The sequence below is a fragment of the Ruegeria sp. BE9 genome (assembly GCF_056538765.1).
Genome location: NZ_JBQFTS010000002.1, coordinates 89098 through 101367 on the forward strand (window position 1 = coordinate 89098; position 12270 = coordinate 101367).

At 54.7% G+C, this 12270-nt stretch carries 9 protein-coding genes; 4 read left to right on the forward strand and 5 right to left on the reverse strand.

Annotation, left to right across the window (positions count from 1 at the left end; translation table 11 throughout):
- Positions 1-11 precede the first annotated feature (11 nt).
- The 3 genes from dctP to ACR0EO_RS07165 form a co-directional block, all read right to left on the reverse strand.
- Positions 12-1022 (reverse strand): TRAP transporter substrate-binding protein DctP, encoded by a 1011-nt coding sequence (gene dctP, locus ACR0EO_RS07155; RefSeq protein ID WP_480688402.1) that lies wholly within the window; start codon positions 1020-1022, stop codon positions 12-14.
- 126 nt (positions 1023-1148) lie between these two features.
- Positions 1149-2489: a sigma-54-dependent transcriptional regulator gene (locus ACR0EO_RS07160; protein ID WP_480688404.1), complete on the reverse strand. Its 1341-nt coding sequence runs from the start codon at positions 2487-2489 to the stop codon at positions 1149-1151.
- Complete coding sequence (locus ACR0EO_RS07165) at positions 2486-4216, reverse strand: sensor histidine kinase (protein WP_480688407.1); 1731 nt, start codon at positions 4214-4216, stop codon at positions 2486-2488. The genes ACR0EO_RS07160 and ACR0EO_RS07165 overlap by 4 nt, the downstream gene beginning before the upstream one ends.
- A 426-nt stretch (positions 4217-4642) precedes the next feature.
- Here ACR0EO_RS07165 and xylB point away from each other — a divergent pair, with 426 nt between their 5' ends.
- The 3 genes from xylB to ACR0EO_RS07180 are packed head-to-tail and all read left to right on the forward strand — an operon-like array spanning position 4643 to position 8347.
- A complete protein-coding gene (gene xylB / locus ACR0EO_RS07170; RefSeq protein WP_480688409.1) occupies positions 4643-6100 on the forward strand; it encodes a xylulokinase in 1458 nt (485 codons plus the stop codon).
- A gap of 8 nt (positions 6101-6108) precedes the next feature.
- Positions 6109-7056 carry an aldose epimerase family protein gene (locus ACR0EO_RS07175; RefSeq protein ID WP_480688411.1) on the forward strand — a complete coding sequence of 316 codons (948 nt, stop codon included), beginning with the start codon at positions 6109-6111 and terminating at the stop codon, positions 7054-7056.
- Positions 7046-8347 (forward strand): cytochrome-c peroxidase, encoded by a 1302-nt coding sequence (locus ACR0EO_RS07180; protein ID WP_480688413.1) that lies wholly within the window; start codon positions 7046-7048, stop codon positions 8345-8347. The genes ACR0EO_RS07175 and ACR0EO_RS07180 overlap by 11 nt, the downstream gene beginning before the upstream one ends.
- On the opposite strand, the gene ACR0EO_RS07185 is transcribed toward ACR0EO_RS07180, so the two are convergent.
- Positions 8348-9859, reverse strand: coding sequence for a CRTAC1 family protein (locus ACR0EO_RS07185; RefSeq protein WP_480688415.1), 1512 nt, complete (start codon positions 9857-9859; stop codon positions 8348-8350). It abuts the gene before it with no gap.
- Positions 9849-11066: an ROK family protein gene (locus ACR0EO_RS07190; protein WP_480688417.1), complete on the reverse strand. Its 1218-nt coding sequence runs from the start codon at positions 11064-11066 to the stop codon at positions 9849-9851. Before ACR0EO_RS07190 ends, ACR0EO_RS07185 begins: the two co-directional genes overlap by 11 nt.
- A 151-nt stretch (positions 11067-11217) precedes the next feature.
- On the opposite strand from ACR0EO_RS07190, the gene xylF reads away from it, so the two are divergent.
- Positions 11218-12237 (forward strand): D-xylose ABC transporter substrate-binding protein, encoded by a 1020-nt coding sequence (xylF, locus tag ACR0EO_RS07195; RefSeq protein ID WP_480688419.1) that lies wholly within the window; start codon positions 11218-11220, stop codon positions 12235-12237.
- Positions 12238-12270: the final 33 nt, after the last annotated feature.

Sequence of the window (12270 nt, forward strand, 5' to 3'; positions counted from 1 at the left end):
TGGTGAGTGGATTAGCTGCCGTTTGCGATCTTGCCTGTCACAAGGTCATAGAGCTCTTGTGCTGGCAGGCCGCGTTCGGTGTTTTCTGCTATCCAAGCCTCGGCCGCAGGTGCGGCAGCTGCCTCTTTGAATGCTGCGATTTCTTCATCGCTGAAAGTGACCCGCTCGATACCGCGTTGGTCCAGTTCGGGACCCCAGGCTTCCATTGTTTTGGTCTGGTAGTGGCTTACGTAGTGATCCAGCGCCTCTTCGACCGAACCGAGCAGAGCTTCACGGTGCTCGTCAGACAGGTCTTCCAGAGCCAGAGTGTTCACAACGACGGGGCAGTTGACGGTGCCTGGGTTCAGGTTCGTCGTCCACCACGTGCCGTTTTCAATGGTGCCAAATGACATATGTGCGTGTGGTGCAAAGCTGACGGCCTTGACGATACCGCTGTCCATTGCTTGGCGTACTTCGGATGCGGACATCGATGTTGGAACAGCGCCAACTGTCTCCATCGCTTTGCCGATGCCGCCGGTGGCGCGCACGCTCAGGCCTTCAAAATCCGCCAGGGATTTCGGCGCTTCGCCTAAACCGACAAGGTTGTACTGTGGCAGCGGCGACGGCATCAGCAGGGTCGCGTCCCAGCGTGCCAGATCTTCCACAACGGCTGGGTGCTGGTAGACGGCCATCGAAAGATCGACTTCCTGCTCCAGAGATGTCACGCCCAGAAACGGCAGTTCAAGAACGGTGATCGAGGGGTTCTTATCGCGGTGATACCCAGCACAGAACTGAGCCATTTCGAATGCACCAATCGAAATACCGTCGAGGTTTTCTTTGTTTTTGGACAGGCCGCCATAACTGATGTTCAGGGTAAACTCACCGTTGGTCTTTTCGCTCACCAGTTCGGCCAGCTTTTCGACATGCTCGGTAAAGGCGCGACGCTTGCCCCACAGGGAAACGTTCCATTCAACGGCCAGTGCTTCGGATGCAACGGTCAGTGACAGGGCGGCAATGGCCGCCCGGTTAAGATGTTTGCGCATAGTGGCTCCTCCCAGTTCACGCAATTCGTTTGGGCGGAGTATTCAGAATACGACACGGGCTGACTATGAAGGAAAACGCGGGCAGAATTCCGATTGCCCTGCGGATTTCCGCAGAGCTGTTTTTGCCTACAGCAATGCCTCTTTATCCAGACCAAGTTTGACGATCTTTTCGTTAAGAGTACGACGACCGATACCAAGCGCTTCGGCTGCGGCATCCATGCGGCCCTTATGCGCCTTAATGGCTTTACCGATAAGCTCTCGTTCGAAAGCAGCAACCGCTTCGCGCAACGTATCCGGAACATCTTCGAAGTGGTGATCGCTTTGGATCGCCTTTGTCAGAGAACCGCTTCCGCGGCGGGCGGCAAGAATGCGTCGCTCGCAAACATGGCGTAGCTCGCGCACGTTGCCAGGCCAGTCATGCGCAAGCAGGGCGGCCAGGTCGTCCTGACTGAGCTCTGGCGCATCAATTTCGTAAACCTGTGCATATTCGTTCAGGAAATGCGTTGCCAAAAGAACCAGATCATCCCTCCGTTGGCGCAGTGGTGGTAAGGTCAGCACAAAAGTGTTCAGCCTGAACAAAAGGTCCTGTCGCAACCGTCCCTCTTTGGCGGCCAGTTCCACATCTTCGTTGGTTGCCGACAGAACGCGGAAGCTGACTGGCGTGGGTGAAACAGCGCCCACAGGCAGCACGTGTTGATCTTCGATGACCCTTAACAATTTGGCCTGCACCGCAAGCGGGCACGAGCAGATTTCATCCAGAAACAAGGTCCCGCCTGATGCCGCCACCAACCTTCCATCCGAGGCACCAGCGACCCCAAACATTTCAGCCTCGAACGTTTCAGGGGACAAAGCTGCGCAATTTAGGGCAAGGAAGGGCGCGTCTGAGGAGCTGCCCAAATCATGCAAAGCGTGGGCAACCAGCTCCTTTCCGGTTCCCGTATCCCCCTGCAACAGCACCGCAACAGATGTATCCGCAAGATCGAAAACCTCTTGCCGCAAAGCTACAATCGCATCTGTTTCACCCAGCAGGATGCGGTCCAGCCCAGACAGCTTTAGCAGTCGGTCTTTCAGCCGTGCGTTGCTTTTGCGCATTCGGTTTTGCTCGGCGGCATGCGTCAGGACCGTAAGTAACCGCCGCGGCTCATAAGGCTTTTCGATGAAGCCATACGCACCATCCTGAATAGCCTGCACAGCCATAGGTATGTCGCCATGTGCAGAGATGAGCACGACCGGCGGCGCGACCTGTTTGTCCAAGCTTGCCAGTAGTTCAAGGCCTGACATGCCAGGCATGCGCACATCCGAGAGGATGGCATCCGGCGTGGCGTTGGTCAGATAATCGGCCACTTGTGTTGCCCGCGGCACTGCGTTGACGGTCCAGCCGGCGGCTTCGAGCAGTTCGACCAAGGACTGCCGCATCGACTTGTCATCGTCGACGACCAGGACTTTGAAAGGTTGCTGCGGGGTCATTCTTTTGTTTCTTCAGGTTTCAGAGGTACCGGAAAAGTGACGCGGAAAACAGTTCCGCCGCCATCACGGTTCCGGGCCGTCATTGTGCCGTTGTGATCTTTGACAATGCTGGCGGAAATGGCCAGCCCCAAGCCCATGCCGCGGCCGCTTTCCTTTGTGGTGACAAACGGCTCCTGCAACTCAGCCAGTGTCGCGCCCCCCAATCCGTGGCCATTGTCTTGAACCTCCAAGGTGGCCTCATCATCAGAAACCGTTACGGTGACATGGATTTCAGGGTCATCTGTTGCGTCCGTCGCGTCGATGGCATTGCGCAAGAGGTTGGTGATGACCTGTTCCACTCGCAGAGCAATACCTCTGATCAGAACTGGGCCTTTCGGTGTCTCAAGCGACACTCTCACTTTTGCCTGTTCAATATTTGGGGCGACCAGAGCCAACGCCGCATCAACAGAGCAGCAAAGCTCCACGTTGTCGAACGCCTCGCTTTCTGATCGCGCGAAGAACCGCAACTGGCGCGTAATGCCTTCCATACGATCAACAAGGTTGCCGATTTTTCGTGTGAGCGGCGTTTGTCCAGAGTCCCCTATCTCAGCTGCAACCAGATGATTGCGCATAGCGGCGATGGGTTGCCCCAGTTCATGCGTGACGGACGCTGAGAGCTGCCCAAGAGCAGCCAGCCGGCTTGCGCGTTCCAGCTCACCTTGTGTGCGTTTGAGCCGCCGCTCGGCCGTCCTGCGGTCTTCGATTTCGATCGCGAGCCGTTCATTCGCCTCACGCAGCATTGCTTCTTCCTTTTCGGACCGCGCCAGAGCCACGCTCACGCGGCGAGCACGCTGAATTTGGAAAAAGATGAATGCGAGGCCAGCAAGAAGGACAAAAAGCGCAGTTACAAGCCAACTTCGGGCGACGGCCCGGTCATCGCTTGCAAAATAATGAAGAGACCAGCCATGCGGCAAGTCTGTGGCGGCAAGGTGGAGGCGCTTTGTCCCCGAAATCCTCGCTTGATCCCCAGGCAGCTCTACCCAATCCAAAGGGGCCAATTCTTGGCCTGGAAACTGTCGTGCATCCCGTATCCGGTCTTGCTGTTGGCCTGACAGTGGCGTCAGCACACGGTATTGCCAATCCGAGTTCGAAGACAAAAGAATAACGCCGTCCTCATTGGCCAAAAGGACCTGCTCGCCCGAGTTTTTCCAACTGTCTTGAAGGTCTGAGAAATCGATCTTGATTGCTACGACGCCGGTTGGATCGCTTTGGTCGTCCAGCACCGCGTTGGCGATGAAATAGCCCGGCAAACCAGTTGTTGCACCAATGGCATAAAAGCGCCCCTGTTCACCTGAAATAGCGCTTTGGAAGTAAGGGCGGAAAGCGTAGTTTTGGCCAACGAAGCTGCCGACATCGCGGAAGTTTGAGGCAGCTATGGTGATGCCGTCCTCGTCCATCAGATAGATTGCATCTAGTCCTGCCTGCGCTGCGAAATCCTCGAGCCGCCGGTTCAACGTTCCGGTGCCTTCTCCTTCGGCCGTGCCGATAACAAAGGAGTCCTGTGACAGCACATAAGTTAGATGGGAAAACCGTTCGAGTTCGCCATTCACCGAGCTTTGGTAAAGGGACAATCGACCTTGGGCTTTCGAAAGCTCTTCCGAAAGGAAGTATTGGTAAGACACGAGATAAAGGCCAATGCTAGCGGCAGTGGCGATTAGTAAAACAACAATAAACGAAGTTGACCGCATTCATTGCCTATAAACTGCGACTGCATTGGATCACAGTAGCTTTTGTCCTTCTTTTCCAAAGGTCTCCCTTCAACGCATTGCGTATTATGTCCGGGTAACGCAGACGGCCATCGGCCTCGACACTGCAGCAGTAGAGGATTGAAGTCTTGGCCTGATGGCCACAGCTGTGTCTTTTCGAAGAAGCTGTTGCGGTTTGCAGCTACCATCTGAAAACGAGAAAATTCTTCGATTCAGGCAACCTTCAATCTGCCTAGAAACGGGGAAGAGAAACGTTCCGGGCCAGTGTTGGGAGCCTGAGATGCGCACAGCAAGAAGGAAGATTTGCAAGCCTGACTGGGGTTGCTTTGAGCTCCTTGGACGGTGCCTTGACAAGAACGCCGTTTCCAATAATTTTATTTGCTAAAATAATTAACGGAGTAACTCCGAATGTATCTTGGGTTGGATTTGGGAACGTCGGGTCTCAGGGGAATTCTGGTAGATGAAACCGGTCGTGTGGCCTGTGATGCCGAAGTCAGCATTTCGACCTCGACTCCCAAGCCTGGTTGGTCCGAGCAGAACCCCTTGGACTGGATCAGAGCTTGTGAAGAAGTTGTCGCAAAGCTCCGTGCAAGTAATGCAGAAGCGTTCTCAGAATTGCGCGGTATTGGCCTAAGTGGTCACATGCACGGCGCGACACTTGTGGATCAAAAAGGCGAAGTGTTGAGGCCCTGTATTCTGTGGAACGATACACGGTCAGCAGATGAAGCGAGGATACTCGATCAAACGCCCGAGATGCGCAGGATATCCGGGAACATCGTATTTCCGGGTTTTGCAGCGCCGAAACTGGAGTGGTTGCGAACGCACGAGCCTGACGTGTTCTCCAAGATAGGCAAGGTGCTGCTGCCGAAAGACTATTTACGGTTCTGGTTGACCGGAGAATATGTCTCTGACGTATCAGACAGCGCGGGAACATCCTGGCTGGACGTGGATACGCGGCAGTGGTCAGAGAAGGCGCTTGCCATAGGTCACATGAGTCTAGATCAGATGCCGCGCTTGGTCGAAGGCAGTGATCCAGGCGGAGAGTTGAAGGCGGGTTTGAAGCAGCAGTGGGGGCTTTCGAAATCCGTTGTTGTGGCGGGCGGCGCTGGTGACAATGCCGCCGCAGCTTGCGGGATCGGAAGCATCAATGATGGCGCTGGGTTTGTCTCACTGGGAACGTCGGGTGTGCTGCTTGTAGCCAGAGAGGCTTACGCCCCGGCGCCGGAAACTGCCGTTCATTGTTTTTGCCACGCCGTCCCCGATAGATGGATACAAATGGGCGTCATGCTTTCAGCAACCAACAGCATGAACTGGCTATCGCGAAACCTGAGCAAGCCCGTGGAGCAACTGGCTGCAGCGATGCCCGAAAAGTTGAATGGGCCATCCTCGATCACGTTCCTACCATACTTGTCAGGAGAGCGGACTCCGCACAACGACAGCAATATCCGAGGTGCTTTTTTGGGCGTGGACGTTTCATCTGAACCGGTTGATCTGACCCAATCCGTTATGGAGGGTGTTTCATTTGGCATGAGAGATTGTCTGGAGGCATTGAAAAGCACCGGAACCAAGCCGGCCAGTCTGATGGCGGTCGGAGGGGGTGCGCGATCTCGGTTTTGGCTGGAAACCTTGGCGACCGTTTTGGGAGTTCCACTTGACTTGCCAAAAAGTAGTGAGTTCGGTGCCGCTATGGGGGCTGCGCGCCTTGCGATATGTGCTGTCACCAACGCCAAGCCAGCCCAAGTCATGTCGCCGCCGGAAATCCAGGAAAGTATCGAACCTCGTGGCGATCTGATTGACGCCTATGAAAACGAATACATGCGATACAGACAATTCTACACAGCGCTAGCGCCGCTGGCAGCAAGATGAATGCAGAAATGGCAAAGTCCTCTCGGATCGAAACAGCTATTCTTACCGATGGGGACATGCGCCTTTCGATCCTGAATTACGGGGCTGTAACACAGGGCTGGTGGTACAAGGATAAGCCGCTCATACTTGGGTTTGACGACCCGAATATGTATCTCTCGGATACCCACTATCTGGGCGCAATTGTTGGGCGCGTTGCGAACCGTATCGGTGGCGCGCGGTTCCAATTGGGGGGCGCAAATTTTGAGTTGAACGCCAATGAGGGCAAAAACACCCTGCACGGCGGAACCGATGGGCTATCCAAACAATTCTGGGATCTTGAACAGATTGCTTCCAATGAGGTTTTGCTGAGCTACGTCTCAAAAGACGGGGAAAATGGCTTTCCCGGGAAGGTCAGGTTTGAGGTCAGGGTCCGTATGCAGTTTCCGCGTTTGGTTTATTCGATCACCGCGCAACCGGGACGGTCAACGCCGATAAGCATCGCCCAGCATAACTACTATACTTTGGGAGGGGCTGACGGTGTTGATGGACATACCTTTAAACTGGCATCAGATCGCTATCTTGAGGTTGACGATCAAGGAATCCCGTCTGGCCGGGTAAAAACGACCAAGGAAAGCGTGCTGGATTTTTCGAAACCCAAAGCAATTGGCAGTGTTTCCGAGGGGATCGACCACTATTTTTGTTTTGATCATTATCGTGATCAAATAGCTCCAATAGCGGAGTTCACAGCGCCCTCTGGCCTTGGTTTGACTGTCTACACTGACCAGCCCGGCGCGCAGGTTTATTCGGGCTATAAGATGACAGATCCGCCTCATGCCGCTCGCGGTTTGTGCATAGAGCCATCTGGCTATCCGAACGCACCTAACATCCCGTCGTTTCCCTCAATCATGTATTCTCCCGAAAACCCTTATCGGCAGGAACTTGTTCTAGAGGTGTCTGAGGATCTGCATGCGAGCTAGCGCACTCTTCTTGTTTCTTGCTTTAACGTTCGGGGGAGCGGTTGGTTCGCGTGCCCAGACGCTTGGCCCTCTGCCGGAATTCCTTGAGCCTGACTTTGCGAGTGCCCAGCTGGGGCAGTTGCTGTATTACGACCCGATTTTATCTGGCAACAAGAACATCAGCTGCGCGACGTGTCACCATCCCGAACTTGGCACCTCAGACGGGGTTTCCCTGGGTATAGGAGAGGGTGGAATTGGTCTGGGGGCAGAGCGAGTGCTGGACCCAGAGAATGCGCCGGAACAACGCATTCCCCGAAACTCACCAGGTCTTTGGAACCTCGGCGCAACCGAGTTCACGACGTTCTTTCATGATGGGCGACTAGAGACAGACCCAGAGCAACCTAATGGCATCAGAACGCCGCTGGGCACTCATATGCGGCCTGGCTTCCAATCCGCGTTGGCGGCACAGGCCATGTTCCCGGTTCTGTCGCCAGACGAAATGGCAGGTCATTACTCTGAGAACGACGTCAGCAAAGCAGTTCGCCTTGGTTTTCTGACCCAAGAGGGCGGCGCATGGGATCTGATAGCAGAACGTGTTGCCGCCATTCCTGAGTACGAGCAAAGGTTCGACGAAATTGCACCGGGTGAGGAAATCTCGTTCACGGCAATTGCCAATGTAATCGCCGATTTTATTGCCTTTGAATGGCGCGCGGATAACAGCCCGTTTGATCGCGCCATGCGGGGTGAGGCCGCATTGGCGGAAGAGGCCGAAATTGGCATGGATTTGTTTTACGGAAAAGCCGGGTGCAGTGACTGCCACTCGGGCTGGTTTCAGACGGATCACAAGTTCCACTCGATAGCACTGCCGCAGATTGGCCCGGGAAAGTCAGCGCGATTTGAAAACCATGTCAGGGATGACGGTCGTCTGCGCGTAACGGGCGACGCCAAGGACGCGTTTGCTTTCCGTACACCATCGCTCCGCAACGTGACGCTGACCGCTCCTTACGGACATAACGGAGCTTATGCCGAACTTCAGGACATTGTCCGTCACCATTTGGACCCGGTAGCGTCATTGCGAAGCTATTCGATCGAGAAAGCCGCGTTACCGGACTTCCCAAACTCCGAAGATCAAAAGGCCCTGTTGGATGCTCAGCACTTGGACGCAATTGCCCAAAGCAACAGCTTGTCAAAGGTTAGTCTGACGGATCAGGAGGTCGACGCTCTTCTCAGTTTTCTGAATAGCCTAGAAGACCCGGCAGTGCGTCTGGGCGTGCCCGATCAAGTTCCAAGTGGACTTCCGGTCGATCAATAGTCAGCGCTGAATTCGGATTATTTGGTTGGGGAGGTATTCCAACCACTCGCTAGTCGAGCCATCTGGCCAGATCACGCGAACCTGCACATGGTCCTCTTCTCCGACACCAAAATGATGGAACCCAGCGATACCGCCTGCATGGCCGCCGCCAATTGTTAGCTCACGGGTCTGAATACCTTGTGAGGTTTTGACTTCAACAAATCCACCGATAGCGGCGCGGTTCGACTGATCTTGAGTCACATCCAACAATAGCCAATTGCCACCTTGTGAAGTGTTCTGGCTGACTTCGAGTTCTGAGCTGCGATTGACGACCACCAGATCCAGCCACCCGTCGTTGTTCAAATCTGCAAGCGCCGCGCCGCGAGACTTGGCCATCGATGCAACGCCGGCATCTGCCGATGCTTCAAAGAACTGACCGTGGGGGCTTTGCAGTAATAGGTTGTTGGGATCGTTCAAAGCGGCGTCGGGCATTTGCTCAACATTGCCTTTGGCGACGAAAATGTCGTCCCGGCCGTCATTGTTGACGTCTCCGAATTGAGCGTGCCACCCGGTCGATGGTCGGCCGTCGCCACCGATATGCGGTCTATGCGCCGTCGTTCCCTTTTCGTAGGTCGCGTCGCGCCAGGTTGGGCCGTTTGTCATTGGATCGAAAACCTGGAGTTTCTGGTCGCCCATTGAAGTCAGGTAGACTTCGGGGAAGCCATCTCCTGTGAGGTCACGTGAGGCGATCCCCATGCCCCAAATCGAATAAGGTAGCCATCCTTCGTCCTCCAAGTACTGCCGCGGTTCAGGTTCCATCGCCCACAACTGCTCTAGGCCGCCGCGAACATAATAGTGTCGGTCGTTACTGACACGAAGATCCGCGCGGCCCGTTCGGGCCCAATCCGAAAACAGGATAGAGAGAGAGCAATAGCCGGGTTCAAGCCGGAGGGGCTCCTGATATGAGGCACCATTGGGCCGATACAAAAGCGTTGGCCCGCAAGCCTCGAAAGGGCCATCGGGGTCAAACCGATCAACATAGGTGCCAAATGCCAAAGTTGGTAAGTTTTGTCCGTTCTCCCATGTCGCTGAAAAACCCGTTGTCCAGTGATCCTCTGATTCAAATCCGATTTCGTCAAAGGGGCTAAACTGGCAGTCTGGCTTTCCCCGCAGCAGCAAGTCAGTGCCAACACGCAAAACCGCAAGATCCATTATGCCGTCGCTATCAAGGTCAAGAGGGTAGGCGCCCGTCACTCCCGTCAGCGATAGGTCTTCTGGCGTTTCAGCGTGAAAAGCAATCTCATTCGCCGAGGTGTTTATGAACAGTTGAGATGGCTCGGACCCTCCAGCTAAAAACAGTTCTGGCAGAGTATCCCCGTTGCAATCAAACACAGCCACGCCGCCGCCAACAAAATGCTCCCAACCGCCGTCATAGACGTGTTTCGGGACATCCAGTTTTGTGAACTCGGGCATAGTAATGTCCGCATTCGCAGCGGTTGCAAAAGCCATAAATGCAGCAAGCTCAGGACGCATTCGCCGTAAGCTCCTTTACCTTGAGAATCGAGATTTGTTCGATCCCATAAGCCGCGGCGCCCTTGGCCCACATCATATCGCCCCAATGGTGAACTTTGATCTCTGGCAGCGGTGCATCGACATTCACGACCCCATTTCGGATGCGGGTCATTACTTCGCTTGAACACAAATGTTCAAAGCTCATCTGCGCCCCTGAGACGATGATGCATTCAGGGTCATAGAGGTTGATCAGGTTTGAAATTCCGAGGCCGAACATCTGACCTGCGCGGGCCAGCACCGACGCCGCTCTTTCATCACCTGAATAGGCGCGGTCATGTATGTCGGAAACGGATTCCATCTCGTTGATTTGTCCTGTGACCGTCATTTCCCGGATCAACGCATAGTCGCCAACATAGGCTTCAAGACACCCGCGTTGGCCGCATTGGCACAGGGCACCGTCCAGTTGAACTTTAGTGTGTCCAAACTCAGCGCCGCAGCCTCTTTCGCCACGATACAGTTTGCCATCCAGAACAATCCCCAGTCCGACACCATGTTCGATCGTGACGACGAGGAAATTCTTTAGGCCCTTGCCAAGACCAAAGAGCTGTTCGGCTTTCGCAACAAGATTGGCATCGTTGTCAACGAATGCAGGGCAGGGCAGCCCACTGGACAGTAGGTTACTGAAATCAATATTTCTTTCAGTAATTGAGGACGACCAGTGGACAAAATTTCTGTTTGCGTTGACCAGTCCGGCAATTCCAATCGAAACGCCCGCCAAATGGGCCACGGAAAGGTCGATCTGACCGCAGGTTTCTTCAAGTGCTTTGCGGATCGCCGATACGAACTCTTGCGGAGACATTCTGGCGTGTTCCAGCGTGTATTTGTGCGAAGCGACTTCGTTACCTTCAAAGTCGACCAAAATGACCGAGATCACTTGTCGGGCGACCTTTATGCCGGCCACAAGATGCTTTTGGCCGTCCAATTGCAGCAAAACTCTGGGTCTGCCTCTCTTACCAGACTTCGATTGCGCTTCGCTTTCAATCTCTTTGATCAGCCCCGCCGAGATCAGATCGGACGTTGCCGCAGTGACGGTCGCCGGGCTGGTTTGTAGGGCCGATGCAATATCGATCCGCGAGACGGATCCCTTGGCTCTGATGTGCTCCAAGACCCGTAGGCGGGTCGTATTTCTTTGTTCTAAAGAAATGGGAGAGGCTTTGCTTTTCAGCATGTTGTCCTCGCGAATCTTGATTTCGGACCAATCTATTTGAATTTCGGCGCGTCTTGTAGAGTAAATATTTTACCGGCTGAAATAAATATGATATCCAAAATTGTGAGAGCCGCGAATCGAAATACGATGGCTCGGCAAATGGGAGGAAATCATGAAAAGAATTCTCAGCTTCTCGGCTGCGGCCACTTTGTTGGCCTCGGTTGCGTTCGCAGAGCCGGTGGTTGGCGTAAGCTGGTCGAACTTTCAGGAAGAGCGCTGGAAGACAGACGAGGCGGCCATTAAATCGGCGCTGGAGGCCGGCGGTGCTGAATACATTTCGGCAGATGCGCAGTCATCGTCTGCAAAGCAGCTGTCGGACATTGAAAGCTTGATCGCTCAGGGCGTGGATGCACTGATTATTCTGGCGCAGGACGCGCAGGCAATTGGTCCAGCAGTTCAGGCCGCGGCTGACGAAGGCATTCCGGTTATCGCTTATGACCGTCTGATTGAAGATGACCGCGCGTTCTACCTGACCTTCGACAACGTTGAAGTTGGCAGAATGCAGGCTCGCGCTGTCTTTGAGGCTATGCCCAAGGGCAATTATGTGATGATCAAAGGCTCTCCGACCGACCCGAACGCGGACTTCCTGCGGGGTGGTCAGCAAGAGATCATCGGCGCAGCGGTAGATAGCGGTGATATCGTAATCGTTGGCGAAGCCTATACGGATGGCTGGCTGCCTGCGAACGCGCAGCGCAACATGGAGCAGATCCTGACAGCGAATGAAAACAACGTGGACGCCGTTGTTGCTTCAAATGACGGCACTGCAGGTGGCGTTGTGGCGGCTCTGACCGCGCAGGGCATGGAAGGTATTCCAGTGTCTGGTCAGGATGGGGATCACGCCGCGCTAAACCGCGTTGCGCTGGGCACTCAGACTGTTTCAGTTTGGAAAGATGCTCGTGAGCTTGGTAAGGCTGCCGGTGAAATCGCTGTTGCACTGAGCGGTGGCACAAGCCCCGCAGATGTTGAAGGCGCCATCAGTTGGACGTCGCCGGGTGGAACCGAAATGAATTCGGTCTTCCTTGCGCCCGTTCCGATCACCAAAGACAACCTGACCGTTGTCGTGGATGCTGGATGGATCCCGCTTGAGGATCTGTGCCAGGGCGTTGAAAACGGACCTGCCCCTTGTAACTAAACCACTCAGCCCTGGGCCTCTTAGTCTGGGCCT